At 61.6% G+C, this 14,843-nt stretch carries 14 protein-coding genes; 5 read left to right on the top strand and 9 right to left on the bottom strand.

Going from position 1 to position 14,843, the window contains the following annotated elements; translation table 11 throughout:
- Positions 1-63: 63 nt before the first annotated feature.
- Positions 64-1,038 (top strand): porphobilinogen synthase, encoded by a 975-nt coding sequence (gene hemB, locus KVG85_RS03355; RefSeq protein WP_016775388.1) that lies wholly within the window; start codon positions 64-66, stop codon positions 1,036-1,038.
- Between the two features lie 124 nt (positions 1,039-1,162).
- Here hemB and KVG85_RS03360 read toward each other — a convergent pair whose 3' ends face one another.
- Positions 1,163-2,692 (bottom strand): FAD-dependent oxidoreductase, encoded by a 1,530-nt coding sequence (locus tag KVG85_RS03360; RefSeq protein WP_217862969.1) that lies wholly within the window; start codon positions 2,690-2,692, stop codon positions 1,163-1,165.
- Positions 2,693-2,984: 292 nt separating this feature from the next.
- Positions 2,985-5,189 (bottom strand): TonB-dependent receptor, encoded by a 2,205-nt coding sequence (locus KVG85_RS03365; protein WP_122611214.1) that lies wholly within the window; start codon positions 5,187-5,189, stop codon positions 2,985-2,987.
- Positions 5,190-5,459: 270 nt separating this feature from the next.
- On the opposite strand from KVG85_RS03365, the gene KVG85_RS03370 reads away from it, so the two are divergent.
- Positions 5,460-6,551, top strand: a complete 1,092-nt coding sequence (locus KVG85_RS03370) for a DUF1615 domain-containing protein (RefSeq protein WP_217862970.1) — start codon at positions 5,460-5,462, stop codon at positions 6,549-6,551.
- A 70-nt stretch (positions 6,552-6,621) separates the two neighbouring features.
- Here KVG85_RS03370 and KVG85_RS03375 read toward each other — a convergent pair whose 3' ends face one another.
- The 4 genes from KVG85_RS03375 to KVG85_RS03390 form a co-directional block, all read right to left on the bottom strand.
- On the bottom strand, positions 6,622-7,140 hold the full coding sequence (locus KVG85_RS03375; RefSeq protein ID WP_217862971.1) for a phage infection protein: 519 nt from the start codon (positions 7,138-7,140) through the stop codon (positions 6,622-6,624).
- A 132-nt stretch (positions 7,141-7,272) separates the two neighbouring features.
- On the bottom strand, positions 7,273-7,965 hold the full coding sequence (locus KVG85_RS03380; protein ID WP_016775384.1) for an anti-sigma factor: 693 nt from the start codon (positions 7,963-7,965) through the stop codon (positions 7,273-7,275).
- Positions 7,962-8,489, bottom strand: coding sequence for a sigma-70 family RNA polymerase sigma factor (locus KVG85_RS03385; protein WP_038861889.1), 528 nt, complete (start codon positions 8,487-8,489; stop codon positions 7,962-7,964). Before KVG85_RS03385 ends, KVG85_RS03380 begins: the two co-directional genes overlap by 4 nt.
- A 161-nt stretch (positions 8,490-8,650) precedes the next feature.
- Positions 8,651-9,172, bottom strand: coding sequence for a DUF3455 domain-containing protein (locus KVG85_RS03390; RefSeq protein ID WP_016775383.1), 522 nt, complete (start codon positions 9,170-9,172; stop codon positions 8,651-8,653).
- A gap of 327 nt (positions 9,173-9,499) precedes the next feature.
- Between KVG85_RS03390 and KVG85_RS03395 the strand changes: the two genes are divergently transcribed.
- Positions 9,500-10,123: a glutathione S-transferase N-terminal domain-containing protein gene (locus tag KVG85_RS03395; RefSeq protein ID WP_073471360.1), complete on the top strand. Its 624-nt coding sequence runs from the start codon at positions 9,500-9,502 to the stop codon at positions 10,121-10,123.
- A 177-nt stretch (positions 10,124-10,300) separates the two neighbouring features.
- Here the strand turns inward: KVG85_RS03395 and KVG85_RS03400 are convergent, their stop codons facing one another.
- Positions 10,301-10,741 (bottom strand): CBS domain-containing protein, encoded by a 441-nt coding sequence (locus tag KVG85_RS03400; RefSeq protein ID WP_016775372.1) that lies wholly within the window; start codon positions 10,739-10,741, stop codon positions 10,301-10,303.
- Positions 10,742-10,763: 22 nt separating this feature from the next.
- On the opposite strand from KVG85_RS03400, the gene KVG85_RS03405 reads away from it, so the two are divergent.
- Both KVG85_RS03405 and KVG85_RS03410 read left to right on the top strand, forming a co-directional pair.
- The gene (locus KVG85_RS03405; protein WP_217862972.1) at positions 10,764-10,904 is read left to right on the top strand and encodes a hypothetical protein; all 141 of its coding nucleotides are present in this window, start codon (positions 10,764-10,766) and stop codon (positions 10,902-10,904) included.
- 195 nt (positions 10,905-11,099) lie between these two features.
- Positions 11,100-13,460 (top strand): DNA polymerase II, encoded by a 2,361-nt coding sequence (locus KVG85_RS03410; RefSeq protein WP_217862973.1) that lies wholly within the window; start codon positions 11,100-11,102, stop codon positions 13,458-13,460.
- Here the strand turns inward: KVG85_RS03410 and KVG85_RS03415 are convergent.
- Together KVG85_RS03415 and KVG85_RS03420 are read right to left on the bottom strand one after the other, a co-directional pair.
- The gene (locus KVG85_RS03415; protein ID WP_217862974.1) at positions 13,425-13,895 is read right to left on the bottom strand and encodes a DUF1810 domain-containing protein; all 471 of its coding nucleotides are present in this window, start codon (positions 13,893-13,895) and stop codon (positions 13,425-13,427) included. The two genes, KVG85_RS03410 and KVG85_RS03415, sit on opposite strands and share 36 nt — an antisense overlap.
- 24 nt (positions 13,896-13,919) lie before the next feature.
- Positions 13,920-14,741 (bottom strand): aldo/keto reductase, encoded by an 822-nt coding sequence (locus KVG85_RS03420; RefSeq protein WP_217862975.1) that lies wholly within the window; start codon positions 14,739-14,741, stop codon positions 13,920-13,922.
- Positions 14,742-14,843: the final 102 nt, after the last annotated feature.

The following is a 14,843-nucleotide window of genomic DNA, read 5'->3' on the forward strand; positions in this document are numbered from 1 at the left end:
CGCAAGGCATAAGCTTCGCCCCCTACGACTTTCGTCTCATCCGCTGTTTTCAGGAAAGGCCCCATGTCCAGTCAGTTCCCCGAAGCACGTCCCCGCCGTCTGCGCCGCAATGCGAGCCTGCGCAGTCTGTTCCAGGAAACCGAGTTCAGCCTGAATGATCTGGTCCTGCCGATCTTCGTCGAGGAAGACATCGACGACTTCGTGCCGATCACCAGCATGCCCGGCGTGCAGCGCATTCCCGAGCGCAAACTGGCCAGCGAAATCGAGCGCTATGCCCGTGCCGGCATCAAGTCGGTGATGACCTTTGGCGTGTCCCATCATCTCGATGCCAACGGCAGCGACACCTGGCGCGAAGACGGTCTGGTGTCGCGCATGTCGCGCATTGCCAAGGACGCCGTGCCGGAAATGATCGTGATGTCCGACACCTGCTTCTGCGAGTACACCGATCACGGCCATTGCGGCGTGATGCACAACCACGAGGTCGACAACGACCAGACCCTGATCAATCTCGGCAAGCAAGCCGTAGCGGCCGCCCGCGCCGGGGCTGACGTGATCGCACCGTCGGCAGCAATGGATGGACAGGTGCGCGCGATTCGTCAGGCGCTCGACGCCGCCGGCTTCACCCAGATTCCGATCATGGCCTACTCGACCAAATTCGCCTCAGCGCTGTACGGTCCGTTCCGCGAGGCCGGCGGCAGCGCGCTCAAGGGCGATCGCAAAAGCTATCAGATGAACCCGATGAACCGCCGCGAAGCCCTGCGTGAATCGCTGCTCGACGAGCAGGAAGGTGCCGATGCGCTGATGGTCAAACCGGCCGGCGCCTACCTCGACATCATCCGCGACATCCGCCAGGCCTCGAACCTGCCACTAGCGGCGTATCAGGTCAGCGGCGAGTACGCGATGATCAAGTTCGGCGCCCAGGCCGGAGCGATCGATGAGGATCGCGTGGTCCGCGAAAGCCTAGGCGCGATCAAGCGTGCGGGGGCGGATCTGATCTTTACTTACTTTGCGATGGATCTGGCGCTCGCCGGGATCTAAGCAACACCTTGTCCTCCTGTGGGAGCGAGCCTGCTCGCGAAAGCGATATGTCAGCCGACATCCATGTTGGCCGAGATACCGCCTTCGCGAGCAGGCTCGCTCCCACATTTTAATTTTTGGTGTGTCAGTTGAAGAACGGCCGAATGCCGTGATCGCGGAAGTAGCGTTCGATCACCTTCGGATCGGCGCTGTTATCGGCAATCGCCACATAGGTATCCGGCCGCAGCAGGTAAAACCCGTTGCGCCCCAAACCCGCCGTTTCGAACGCCGGGCGCCAGCCGAAGACGTGCAGCGGCAAGTGGTGTTCGGCGCACCAGGCGATCATTTCGTCGCTGGTGTCGCCATAGACATGCACTTGCCAGCACGGCTGCCGTAGCGGTTCGAAATTATCCCCTTCGCCATCATGCGCCCACGGCAAGCGGTCACCGCCGTGCACATGGCCTGCTTCACCCTGGCTGAGCGGCATGCCGCGATAGTTGAGGGTGACTTGCGAGACCGTGCGAAACAGGAACTCGCGACTGGCCTCGAATCCAGCCATTTTCGGAATCAGAAACGGCGCCACGCGCATCCGTAACAGGTCTGCCATACGCCCTTCGGCAGTGACGAAACTGAACACCTTGTCAGTGGTGGACACCAGCCGGCGAGCGAAGGCGATGCGCTCGGTTTCGTAGGTGTCGAGCAGTCTCGGTTCGGCGCCACCGCTGAGCACTGCTGCAAGTTTCCACGCCAGATTGATCGCATCGCCGATGCCGGTGTTCATGCCCTGCCCACCGGCTGGGCTGTGCACATGGGCGGCATCGCCGAGCAGAAACGCCCGGCCGCTGCGAAAGTGCTCGGCCACCCGGTGATGCACGCGATAAGTGGAGAACCAGTGCACGTCTTCGATATGCACTTTCAGGTGCTCGATAGCGCGGCTGCTGACGTCGGAAAACTGCAAGGTGTCGGCACGCTCGGCGCGTTCATCACGCACCGTGCCGATCAGCCGCGCACGGCCTTCGCCGGCCAGTGGGAATACCGCAAGAAAATCCGCTTCGTCCAGATCCAGATGCAGCTCGCCATTCAGTGCCGGGCCGCTGGCCGTGACATCAGCGACGTAGAAAATCTGCTGATAGGTGCCACCGGTGAAGTCGGTGTCGAGGGTTTTGCGCACCACCGAACGAGCACCGTCGCAACCGGCCAGATAACAGGCTTGGCAGGCTTCCTGCTGGCCATCGGGCAGGCGCAGACGAGCGGTAATGGTGTCGGCGGTTTCTTCGAAACTGTCCAGCGCGGTATTGCGTTCGACGCTGACGCCGTAGTCTTCGAGGCGCTCGAGCAACAGCCGTTCGTGCTCGTCCTGCGGGAAGATCTCGACGACGGCGTAGGGTGTCAGGCCTTCGCCGATGCGCTTGAGCGGCAAGTGCGCGACCGGTTTGCCGTTGACCCAGAAATTCGCCGCCGCGACCTGATGGCCGCGACGCACGATGGTGTCGGCGAGGTCGAGTTGGCGATACAGCTCGAGGGTGCGTGCCTGCACGGCCAGAGCGCGGGAAGTGGAGCCTGGCGCCGAGGTCTTGTCGATGATGCGCACGCGCACGCCGAGTTTGCTCAGCCACAGCGCCAGGACCAGACCGGTCGGGCCGGCGCCGATGATCAGCACGTCGCTGCGGTTCATGGGGCTGTCCTTTTGTGGCGGTGCAGCAAGTATGGATCAGCGGGAGAGGGTGGCCAGTGTGGTCGGCCAGACGGGACAGGGCGGCTGTTTTGCGCATACCTGGAAATGGGCTGCACGGCTGAAAACCCCTCACCCCAGCCCTCTCCCGAGGGAGAGGGAGCCGATCGGGGGCTTTTCAAGTCCTGAGTTCGACTGGATATTTCAGGTCGGCGTAATTCGAAAGAACATCTCGGTCAGTCCCCTCTCCCTCTGGGAGAGGGTTAGGGTGAGGGGCTTTTGATCTTTTCAGCAGTCAGAAATCAATCGTCCCGGACAACTTCGCCACTCGCGGTTCACCTTGGGTCAGATAGCCGCCCTGAGCCGATTCCCAGTACTTCTTGTTCGCCACGTTCTCAACACCGAACCGCACGGTCACGTCCTTCTCCGACACCTTGAACGCATAGCGCGCGCCCGCGTCGAAGCGGTTCCAGGTCGGCAGGCTGAGGTTGTTCGCCGCATCGGCGTATTGCCCGCCGGTGCGCAGCATCCGCGCATTCAGCGCGACGCCTTGCAGACCCGGCACGTCCCAATCCACGCCAGCGTTGAACTGGAAGGTCGGCACGCCGATGGCGTGGTTACCGTCGTTGGCGCCGTTGAGGGTATTTTTCAGTTCGGTGTCCATCAGGGTCAGGCCGCTGATCAGGCGCAGGCCGTCGATCGGCTCGCCGAAGACGTTCATCTCCACGCCTTTGTTGATCTGCTCGCCTTCGCGCACGTAGGTGCAAGTGGTAGCGCTGTTGATTTCGCAGTAGCCGTCGCTTGGCTGTTCGATGCGATAAACGCCCAGGCTCGCGCCGTAGGTGCCCATGTCGACCTTAACGCCGAGCTCGGTCTGCTTGGAGCGCTTCGGTGCGTAAACCTCGTTGCCGTTGGTCACGCGGAAACCGCCAGAGCTGGTCGGCGAAGTCGGCCCTTGGGCCAGGCCTTCGATATGGTTGGCGTAGAACGACACATGCTCCCACGGCTTGAACACGATGCCGTACACCGGCGTGGTGATCGATTCGTCGTAGCTCGACGAACGCGGGCCGCTGCCGTAGCTGGCGTAGCTGTAACCCTGCACCACCAGTTGCTGACGACGCAGACCGGCCGTGACCAGCAGGCGATCATCGAAGAAACCGAGGGTGTCGGAAATTGCCACGCTGCGGTTGAAGGTCTTGCCGACGATGCCTGGATCGTTGAGATCGCCGCCAGAGAAATTGCCGACCGGTGCCGGAGGAGTGATCGGGTGATAGATGTTGTTCGAGTAGCGGGTCAGGTCGAAGTCATAGGCACTGCGCTGCTCGGCCCAGATCCCGGTCAGGCCGAAATTCAGCTTGTGGCTGACCGGGCCAGTGTTGAATTTGCCGTTGAGACCGGCCATGACGCTGGTGTTGTCCTCGTCATGCGGGACGAACGAGCCGGTGGTGAACGAGGCGCCGCTGTTGCCAACCAGCGTGGTCGAGTTGTAGCGGCCGACTTCACGGGTGTGCTTGGCGCCACCGGCGGCGTAGGCGGTCCAGTTGTCGTTGAGGTCGTACTCGGCGCGGAGCATGCCGAAGGTGTCTTCGATGTCGGTGTAACCCCATTTCGGCGCGTAGTTGGTGTCCGCCGATGGCGCATCCGGGATGTGCGTGGCGGTGCCGAGGTTGACCGAGCTGCGGCCACCGTTGACGCGTTCCTTCTGATAGGCAAAGTCGCCGGAAACCCGCAGCGCATCGCCGCGATAATCCAGACCGATGGCGAACAGTTTCGAGCGCTGGTTCTCGTGATCGATACCGGTGTCGCCTTCGCGCTGCGACAGGTTGACCCGCGCGCCGAAGCGGTTGTCTTCACCGAAACGCTGGCCGATGTCGAAGTGATGACCGATGCGGCCTTCGCTGTTGATGTCGGTGGTGTAACGGCGCAGCGGCACGTCGCCGGCGCGCTTGGGTTGCAGGTTGACGCCGCCGCCGATGCCGGAACCGGTCGGGGTCACGCCGTTGATGAAAGCGTTGGGGCCTTTGAACACTTCCACGCGCTCCAGCGCATCGGTGGAAATGATCTGCCGGGGCAATACGCCGTATAGGCCGTTATAGGAAATATCATCGCCATTGAGCGGCAGGCCGCGAATCATGAAGACCTGCGCCTGGTTGGAGAAGCCCGAGGCCTGGCGCACGGAAGAATCGTTGAGCAGCACGTCGGCGACGTTTTCCGCCTGCTGATCCTGGATCAATTGCTCGGTGTAGGACGCTGCGCTGAACGGCACGTCCATCATGTCCTGATTGCCGAGCACGCCCAACTGGCCGCCGCGCGCAACCTGACCGCCAGCGTAGACCGGGGGCAGGGCGTTGGGTGTCGGGGCCTGGGCATTGACGTTGACGTCGTCGAGCACCAGCGCTTTGCTGTTTTGTTCAGCAGCGTGAGCGGTGACGGTCAGGGAGCACAGCAGGGCAAGCAAAGTCGGGCGAAATGGAGCGCCGAGTCGAGCTGAAGCGGGCATGTCGGATACCTGGAGGCGAACGGCCAATGAAAAAAAAGGGCGGCGCGGAACTCCTTGCGCTAATGCGACTCCAGGCGCGAATGATAGGGTTTCGCAGTAACGTTTTGCAATCAGTTTGTCATCAGCCTTGGAGGCGCTGCCGAAGGCATGGGTCGCGATCGGACGATCTTTTGATTTTGTCTTTTAAAACAAGATCAAAAGATCGCAGCCTGCGGCAGCTCCTACGGGGATTGTGTATCGTGGCTTCGGGTTCACGGATTGGAAAAGTGCATGTACACCTCAAGATTGATCATCGCCCTCGGCGCCGTGCTGCTGCTCGCCGGTTGCGCCAGCCAGCGCAGCAACGAACCGGCGCCGCGTCCGCCGGCTGAAGTGAAGGCGGAAATCGTTCGGCTGTTGCCGGCGAAAACTGCCGACCGTCAGGGCTGGGCCACGGACATCTACGCCGCGTTTGCCGCACAAGGCATCAGCACCACCACGCAGAATCTGTGTTCGGTACTGGCCGTGGCCGAGCAGGAGTCCACTTTCCAGGCTGACCCGACGGTGCCCGGCCTGGGCAAGATCGCCCGCGACGAAATCGATCGCCGCGCCGCCAAGGTGCACATCCCCAGCCTGCTGGTCAGCGGCGCTCTGCAAGTGCGCTCGCCCAACGGCAAGAGCTACAGCGAACGTCTGAATGCGGCGCGCAGTGAAAAAGAGCTGAGCGCGATTTTCGACGACTTCATCGGCATGGTGCCGATGGGCCGCACGCTGTTCGGCGGCTTTAACCCGGTGCACACCGGCGGGCCGATGCAGGTCAGCATCGAATTCGCCGAGGAGCACGCCAAGGATTACCCGTACCCGGTGGACGGCACGATTCGTCGTGAAGTGTTCAGCCGGCGCGGCGGCATGTATTTCGGCATCGCCCATTTGCTCGGTTACCCGGTGAATTACCGCGAGCCGTTGTATCGTTTCGCCGATTTCAACGCCGGCTGGTACGCCAGTCGCAATGCCGCGTTTCAGAATGCGGTGAGCCGCGCTTCCGGCATCCCGCTGACCCTGGACGGCGACCTGATTCGCTACGACTCGATCATGCCCGGCAGTACTGAACTGGCGGTGCGCACCCTCGGCAAGTCGCTGGGCATGCGCAACCCGACGATTCGCGATCAACTGGAGAAGGGCAAAACCCTGGAATTCGAAGAGAGCAAACTCTATCAGCGCGTGTTCGAACTGGCGGAGCGGGCCGAAGGCAAGGCGTTACCGCGCGCGGTATTGCCGGGGATTGTGCTGCAGAGTCCGAAGATCACCCGCAAACTCACCACAGCCTGGTTCGCCAAGCGCGTGGACGAGCGCTACAAACGCTGCATGGCCAAGGCCGGATAAAACACGCAGACATAAAAAACCCGGCTGCGGGAGCCGGGTTTCTCTGCGGTGTTGCGCTTGCAGTCATGCATCAGGCAACACGGCGTTCGATCAGACGATCCGAACCGCCTTCTGCAACGCGACGTTCGATCAGACGATCCGAACCGCCTTCTGCAACGCGACGTTCGATCAGACGATCCGAACCGCCTTCTGCAACGCGACGTTCGATCAGACGATCCGAACCGCCTTCTGCAACGCGACGTTCGATCAGACGATCCGAACCGCCTTCTGCAACGCGACGTTCGATCAGACGATCCGAACCGCCTTCTGCAACGCGACGTTCGATCAGACGATCCGAACCGCCTTCTGCAACGCGACGTTCGATCAGACGATCCGAACCGCCTTCGGCTACACGGCGCTCGATCAGACGATCCGAGCCACCTTCGGCAACGCGGCGTTCGATCAGACGATCCGAGCCACCTTCGGCCAGACGGCTTTCGATCAGCTTGTCCGAACCGCCTTCGGCGATCATGGTGTGCGCCGGGGTGGCGGCGAAAGCGTTAACTGCGAAAACCGAGAAAGCGATGCTGAGAAGAGTCTGGCGTTTCATGATGGTGTGCTCCGGGGTGTTGTTGGTTGGTATGGAGCTGATGTTACGCCCGGGATTTTTTATGAGAACTTCATTGCCGTGATGGTGAACATCGACGTCGCTGATGGTTGCGGACAACCGCGTAGCAGAGCCTCAGAGCACCTTTACCGCACGCCCGATCGCCTGAATCGGCCCGGTCGGTTTGCCGATCGGTGAGCCGTTGGCGCCTTCCAGCGTCAGCTCAAACAGCTGGTTCGGCTGCAACGGCGGCAGTTTGTCCAGCGGCACCGACAACGCCTGCCCCGGCTTGACCAAGCCCAATGAAACCGGCCCCGACCAGCCGTCAGCCTTGGTCCAGAACTCCAGCGCCTTGTCCGCCGGCACCTCGACCACTCCTAACGGGATCAACTGGATCTCCCGCGCATTGCTCGCCTGAATCACCCAGCCCGGCGCTTTGTCCTGCGGCGCCACCAGCACCACCAGATAACTCGGTTTCGGCGCAGTCTGGGTCAGAAGCATCGTGCCGAGGATCAATGTCGCCGCCAGCCCGGCCGCGCTCAAGCCGCGCCACAGTGGCAGCAGGTTCCACCACGAAGTCAGTGGTTTCTTCACCGTCAGCCGTTCGAGACTGCGCTCGATGCGCGGCCATAACTGCGCCGAGGGTTGCTGAGGTTCGGCCAGATCGGTCAGCTCCAGCAGACGCCGCTCCCAGGCATCCACCGCTGCACGCAATTCGGGATCGTTCGGCAGGCGCCGTTGCACCTCGATGCGCTGCTCGAACGATAAGGTCCCGAGTACGTATTCGCCGGCCAGTTCATCCCGTTCCTGCGCTGATTCGCCGGTCATCCCATGCACTCCCGCAAAGCATTGAGGCTGCGCTTGATCCACGCTTTGACCGTGCCCAGCGGCGTGTCGAGGCGTGCGGAAATCTGCGCGTGGCTGTAACCGTCGACGTAGGCGTGGAGGATGCAGCTGCGCCGCTGCGGTTCCAGCTGCTCGAGGCAGCGATGAATGCGCGCCGAGTGAACATCGACCGCCTCATCAGGCGCCGCTGACTCATGTTCTTCGCTGAACGGCGTTTCCCGACTTTGCTTGCGCAACTGATTCAACGCCAGGTGCCGGGTCACGCTGAACATCCAGCCCCGCGCCGAACCCCGCGCCGGGTCGAAGCCGGCCGCGCCGTGCCAGATCTTGATGAATGCCTCATGCACAATGTCCTCCGCCAGCGCCGTATCGCGCACCAGCCGCTTGGCCACGCCGAGCAGGCGCGGGCCTTCCTGCACATACAAATCGCGCAAAGCCGCGCGCTCGCCCCGGGCACAGGCGGCGAGGCGGGCTTCATAATCGAAAACGGATTCGGGTAAAGGCATGGGGTGCAATCTAGCTCACATTTCCCAAACATCCAGATGCATTGTTCCCAGTGGGAGCGAGCCTGCTCGCGAATGCGGTGGGTCAGAAAGTAATAAGGCGACTGACACTCCGTCTTCGCGAGCAGGCTCGCTCCCACAGGATTGTGCACTGCTTCCGAATATCAGTTCGCCGCCCAGAAAATATAATCCGCCTGGTACTTCACCACTTCCTGCTTGCCCTTGTTTGCCATGGTGCACTCGCTGCCCGGCGCGACGCCGCCCTTGAGCGCGACACGCTGGATATAGCTGACCCCGGTCATCGCGCCTTTGCCCTCGGCCGGATTGGCCTTGACCAGTTGATAGGGCAGGTTGCCCGGGCTCGACGGTGCCACGGCCAATTGCGTGCCGGTGACTTTCGAACCGTCCTTGGCTTGCCAGGTCGCTGGCGGGCCGAAATAGGTGCCGACCTGTTTGCCGCTGCGATCATTGAGCACCGCTTTCGGACCGACAAAGGTCCATTCGGTCTGCCCGGCCATATTGGGCTTGTCGCGGCATTCGTAGGTGATCTCGCCAACCCCGGTGGTTTCCAGGGCAATCTTGTGCCCGTCCGGCACCTTGATCGCGTCGGGATAACTGCTCTGGGCGAAGGTGGTCGCGGTGAAGGCGAGCAAACCGGTGAAGCCAATCAGCTGGGTGATGTTCATCCGATGATTCTCCGAAAAGGGTAGGGCGCTGACAGCACCAGAGTGGGCTGTTACAGGGACTACCCGTGGCGGAGGCGATTGGATGCAGTGCCGGAAAAATAAATTTCAAACACCACCGATCAAACCTGTGGGAGCGAGCCTGCTCCGGGCGGCGTTCCGACGAAAGCGTCGGGCCAGCCAGCACTTATGTGACGGATGCACCGCATTCGCGAGCAGGCTCGCTCCCACAAGATTTTGCATCTGGCGTGAACGATTCATTGACAGAATTTTCTACGTCAGGCCAGCCAGCCATCTACCCTGTGCAAAGGCCTTATCGGGGGAACGGACATGTACCAGCTCTACGGGCACAAGAATTCCGGCGCGGCTGCCATCGAGGCGGCACTGGAGTTGTGCCAGATCGCCTATCGCTTCATTGATACCGAAGCCAGCGCCGAGGCCGACGAGGCGCTGGGCAAACTCAATCCGTTGAAACAGATACCGACCCTGCAACTGCCGGACGGCAGCGCCATGACCGAAAGTGCGGCGATCCTGATTCACCTGGGCCTGACGTTTCCCAAGTCCGGCCTGCTGCCGAGCAAGGCTGCCGATCGTGATCAGGCGATTCGCGGCCTCGCCTATATCGTCAGCAATTGCTACGCGGCGGTCGGCATCATCGATTACCCCGAGCGCTGGCTGAGCACGCCCGACGAGAGCGCACGGCAAAATCTGATCGCCGGCACGCGCCAGCGCTTGCACTTCAGTTGGGAGGTGTTTGCCGATCAGTTTTCCGGGGAGCTGTATCTGGATGATGAAACGCCCGGCGCACTGGATGTGCTGGCGGCCGTGGTGAGCCGCTGGGCCGGCAGCCGCGAACACCTGCGCCAGACCCGCCCGGGCTTTTATGCGTGGCTGCAAAGGATCGACCGGCACCCGGTGCTGGCACCGGTGTTTGAGCGGCATTGGCCGGCCTGACGGGCGAGATCGTTCCCACGCTCTGGGTGGGAATGCCTCAACGGACGCTCCGCGTTCGGCTTTAGAGGGACGCGGAGCGTCCCGGGCTGCATTCCCACGCAGAGCGTGGGAACGATCATCACTGACCTGGCGCATTCGCGAGCAGGCTCGCTCTCACAAGGGGTCACGGCGGTGGGCTCATTCGCCGCGAATGTACTGCTCCAGCTGTTTGATCAGCTCGGCCTGTTCGGCAATCGCTTCCTTCACCAGGTCGCCGATCGACAACAGGCCGATCAACTGGCCGTCCTCGACCACCGGCAAGTGGCGCAGGCGTTTGTCCGACATGATGCCCAGGCAAGTATCGACGGTTTGCCGGGTGTCGACGGTGATCACGTCCTTGACCATGATGTCGCGCACTGGCGTACCGACCGAAGAGCGTCCGTGCAGCACCAGTTTGCGTGCATAGTCACGCTCGCTGATGATGCCGACCACTTTGTCGTCTTCGACCACCAGCAAGGCGCCGACGTTTTTCTCGGCCATCTTCATCAGCGCTTCGAGCACCATGTGATCGGGTTTGATCTGGTGCACTTCCTGATTTTTCTGATCTTTGAGCTTGAGCAGTTGGGCGACGGTCTTCATGGCGGTTACTCAGGTGTTGTCGTTGTTCATCAAGCATCGTAGACGCAGCCGCGCAGAGCAAGGTGGCAAAGCGGCAGTTAGCGTGCAAAAAACGCCATTTGCCGGAAAAAACATCTTTGTATCGGTAAATGAAGCATCTGTGGCCAAGGGATTTTATCTGTAACAAGGGTATTTATCTCTGGCAGAGGATTTATCTGTGGTGATGGGATTTATCTGTGGCGAGGGGATTTATCCCCGCTGGCCGCGAAGCGGCCCCGCTTTTAATGAAAGGGCCTGCTGCGCAGGCCAAAGGGGATAAATCCCTAGCCACAAATGCTGCGTAGAATGGCGCTCTGATTGAAACGTTGAGGTCGCAGTGGTGGATTTACAGCAGGGCTTCGTCCTGACCCGGCATTGGCGCGATACGCCGGCCGGCACCGAAGTCGAGTTCTGGCTGGCGACGGACGCCGGGCCGCGCCGCGTGCGTCTGGCGCATCAGCCGTCGGTCGCATTTATTCCCGCCGCACAGCGAGAAGCAGCCGAGCGTCTGCTGCACGATGAAAAGAATGTGGAGCTGCGATCGTTGGCCTTGCTCGATTTCCAGCATCGTCCGGTGCTCGGTCTGTATTGCCAGCAGCACGGCCAGTTGATGCGCCTCGAAACCGCGCTCAACCGCGCCGGCGTCGACGTCTTTGAAGCCGACGTGCGTCCACCGGAACGCTATCTGATGGAGCGCTTCATCACCGCGCCGGTGCTGTTTGGCGGCACGCCTGATGCTGACGGCGTACTGATCAACGCCCAACTGAAACCCGACCCCACTTACCGGCCGAAACTGCGCTTGGTCTCACTCGACATCGAAACTACCGAAAACGGCGAGCTGTATTCCATCGCGCTGGAAGGCTGTGGCGAGCGGCAGGTGTACATGCTCGGCACGCCGAACGGCGACGCCAGCATTGTCGATTTCGACCTCGAATACTGCGATTCGCGCACGCTCATTCTGAAGAAGCTCAACGACTGGTTCGCCCGCCACGACCCTGACGCGATCATTGGCTGGAACGTCGTGCAGTTCGATTTGCGCATCCTCCATGAACATGCGCGGCGTCTTGGCGTGCCGCTGAAGATCGGTCGTGGCGGCGAAGAAATGCAGTGGCGCGAGCACGGCAGCCGCAATCACTACTTCGCCTCGGCAGCGGGGCGGCTGATCATCGATGGTATCGAGTCGTTGCGTTCGGCGACCTGGAGTTTTCCCTCGTTCAGCCTGGAAAACGTCGCGCAGACCCTGCTCGACGAAGGCAAGGCGATCAACAACCCGTACCAGCGCATGGACGAGATCAACCGCATGTTCGCCGAAGACAAACCGGCGCTGGCCAAATACAACCTCAAGGACTGCGAGCTGGTTACGCGGATTTTCGCCAAGACCGAACTGCTGACGTTTTTGCTCGAACGCGCCAGCGTTACCGGACTGCCGGCCGACCGCAGCGGCGGTTCGGTTGCCGCGTTCACCCATTTGTACATGCCGTTGATGCACCGTCAGGGCTTCGTTGCGCCCAATCTGGGCACCAATCCACCGCAGGCCAGCCCCGGCGGGTTTGTCATGGATTCACGCCCGGGGCTTTACGAATCGGTGTTGGTCCTCGATTACAAAAGCCTCTACCCGTCGATCATTCGCACCTTTCTGATCGACCCGGTGGGCTTGATCGAGGGCCTGCAACACCCGGACGACGCCGACTCGGTAGCGGGTTTTCGTGGCGCACGCTTCTCGCGCACCCGGCATTGTCTGCCGTCCATCGTGGCGCGAGTGGCCGAAGGGCGCGAGACCGCCAAGCGTGAGCACAACGCGCCGTTGTCCCAGGCGTTGAAAATCATCATGAACGCCTTCTACGGTGTGCTCGGCTCCAGTGGTTGCCGGTTTTTCGATACCCGGCTGGCCTCGTCGATCACCTTGCGGGGCCACGAAATCATGCTGCGCACCCGCCAGTTAATCGAAGAGCAGGGCCATGCGGTGATTTACGGCGACACCGATTCAACCTTCGTCTGGCTGCGCAGTCTGCACGGTCAGGATGAAGCAGCGCAGATCGGCCATGCGCTGGTCAAGCACGTCAACGATTGGTGGCGCACGCATGTGCGCGAGGAATATGGGCTGGAAAGCGCGCTGGAATTGCAGTTCGAGATTCACTACAAGCGCTTCCTGATGCCGACGATTCGCGGCGCCGAGGAGGGCAGCAAGAAGCGCTACGCCGGTCTGGTCACCCGCGCCGATGGCAGCGAGGAAATGGTCTACAAAGGCCTGGAAACCGTGCGCACCGACTGGTCGCTGCTGGCCCGGCAATTTCAGCAAGAACTGTATGAGCGGATCTTTCAGCGCAAGCCGTACCAGGATTATGTGCGCGATTACGTGCGCAAGACCCTCGCCGGCGAGTTCGACGATCGGCTGATCTACCGCAAGCGTCTGCGCCGCACCCTCGACGACTACGAACGCAACGTACCGCCGCACGTCCGCGCCGCGCGGCTCGCCGATGACTACAACGCCGAGCAGGGTCGGCCCCGGCAGTATCAGAACGGCGGCTGGATCAGCTACGTCATCACCCTGGCCGGCCCGGAGCCGCTGGAGGTACGCCGCGCCGCCATCGACTACGACCACTACATCACGCGACAGCTGCAACCGGTGGCGGATGCGATTCTGCCGTTTGTCGACGACGACTTCTCAACCCTGATCGGTGGGCAACTGGGCCTGTTTTGAGTCGAGCAGTTGCAGCGTCCATTCATCGAGAATGCCGTGGAAGTACCGCTCCAGCGCCTGATGGAACAGACTGTCCTCGGCGCTGAACTGGGCGAACAGGGTCATCGAAGAATGAAATTTCAGGTCATCGGGATGGCCAAACATTTCTGCAATCGAGCGCTGCGGCACATTCAGCACCAGTTGCGTGCAGGTGCGCAGCCGCGCCCCGAGCAGGTCGTGGACCAGATAGGCCCGGGCTTCCTCGGCTGAACCGATGGCGAAGCGGCGGGCCATTTCGCTGCCGCCCAATCCGGCGAACTGCGGGAAGACGAACCACATCCAGTGGCTGCGCTTGCGGCCTGTCTCGAGTTCACGCTGGACCCGTTCGAACACCGGATCCTGTGCCTGGACAAAACGTTGCAGGTTGTACGGGTCTTGCAGATCTGTGCTTCTCATCGCGAAGCCCTCGCAGTCGGCAGCTCAGACCATGGCCAGGCGCTGCTTGCGTTGTGGCGCCGGGAACACTTTGTCCAGCGCCGCCAGATCCCCGGCGTCCAGTTGCAACTGGGCCGCCTCGGCATTGAGTTGCACATGCTCGGGGCGCACAGCTTTGGGAATCGCAATCACGCCGTCCTGACGCAGGAGCCACGCCAGTGAAATCTGCGCCGGGGTGGCGTTGTAACGACTGGCAATGTCTTGCAGTACCGGCTCGGCGAGCATCGCGCCGCCCTGGCCGATCGGACAGTACGCCATCAACGGCAGGCGCTGATGCTGGCACCACGGCAGCAGATCGAATTCGATGCCGCGCTCCTCGAGGTTGTACAACACCTGATTGGTGGCGCAGGCCGAGCTGGACAGTTCTTCGAGATCGTCGACATCGAAATTCGACACGCCCCAACGGCCGATCTTTCCGTCCTCGCGCAGACGCTCGAAGGCTTCGACGGTTTCCTCCAGCGGATACTGACCGCGCCAGTGCAGCAGATACAGATCGATGTAGTCGGTGCCGAGCCGACGCAAACTGCGCTCGCAGGCTTGCGGGATGCCCTGGCGGCTGGCGTTGTGCGGGTAGACCTTGCTGACCAGAAAGACTTGATCGCGCAGACCGGCAATGGCTTCGCCGACCACCGTTTCGGCACCGCCCTCGCCGTACATCTCGGCAGTGTCGATCAGGCTCATGCCCAGCTCGATGCCGCTGCGCAGCGCAGCCACTTCACGGCTGTGCGCCGAACGATCCTCGCCCATGCGCCAGGTGCCCTGGCCAATCACGGGAACCTGCACGCCGGCCAACTCAAGGGTACGCATTCAAACCTCCTGGCTTAAAGAGTCGATATCTTTAGTGGGCAGCAGGATAGGGCAAGGGTTCCCGGAAGGAAGCCAAGGATGAACCCAGATCAATTGTGGCGA

Source organism: Pseudomonas triticicola, from assembly GCF_019145375.1.
In the GTDB taxonomy this organism is placed as follows: Bacteria; Pseudomonadota; Gammaproteobacteria; order Pseudomonadales; family Pseudomonadaceae; genus Aquipseudomonas; species Aquipseudomonas triticicola.

Bases quoted from the DNA above. Each gene is read 5' to 3' on its own strand.
- hemB (WP_016775388.1), top strand. From the start codon at position 64: ATGTCCAGTCAGTTCCCCGAAGCACGTCCCCGCCGTCTGCGCCGCAAT.
- KVG85_RS03360 (WP_217862969.1), bottom strand. From the start codon at position 2,692: ATGAACCGCAGCGACGTGCTGATCATCGGCGCCGGCCCGACCGGTCTG.
- KVG85_RS03365 (WP_122611214.1), bottom strand. From the start codon at position 5,189: ATGCCCGCTTCAGCTCGACTCGGCGCTCCATTTCGCCCGACTTTGCTT.
- KVG85_RS03370 (WP_217862970.1), top strand. From the start codon at position 5,460: ATGTACACCTCAAGATTGATCATCGCCCTCGGCGCCGTGCTGCTGCTC.
- KVG85_RS03375 (WP_217862971.1), bottom strand. From the start codon at position 7,140: ATGAAACGCCAGACTCTTCTCAGCATCGCTTTCTCGGTTTTCGCAGTT.
- KVG85_RS03380 (WP_016775384.1), bottom strand. From the start codon at position 7,965: ATGACCGGCGAATCAGCGCAGGAACGGGATGAACTGGCCGGCGAATAC.
- KVG85_RS03385 (WP_038861889.1), bottom strand. From the start codon at position 8,489: ATGCCTTTACCCGAATCCGTTTTCGATTATGAAGCCCGCCTCGCCGCC.
- KVG85_RS03390 (WP_016775383.1), bottom strand. From the start codon at position 9,172: ATGAACATCACCCAGCTGATTGGCTTCACCGGTTTGCTCGCCTTCACC.
- KVG85_RS03395 (WP_073471360.1), top strand. From the start codon at position 9,500: ATGTACCAGCTCTACGGGCACAAGAATTCCGGCGCGGCTGCCATCGAG.
- KVG85_RS03400 (WP_016775372.1), bottom strand. From the start codon at position 10,741: ATGAAGACCGTCGCCCAACTGCTCAAGCTCAAAGATCAGAAAAATCAG.
- KVG85_RS03415 (WP_217862974.1), bottom strand. From the start codon at position 13,895: ATGAGAAGCACAGATCTGCAAGACCCGTACAACCTGCAACGTTTTGTC.
- KVG85_RS03420 (WP_217862975.1), bottom strand. From the start codon at position 14,741: ATGCGTACCCTTGAGTTGGCCGGCGTGCAGGTTCCCGTGATTGGCCAG.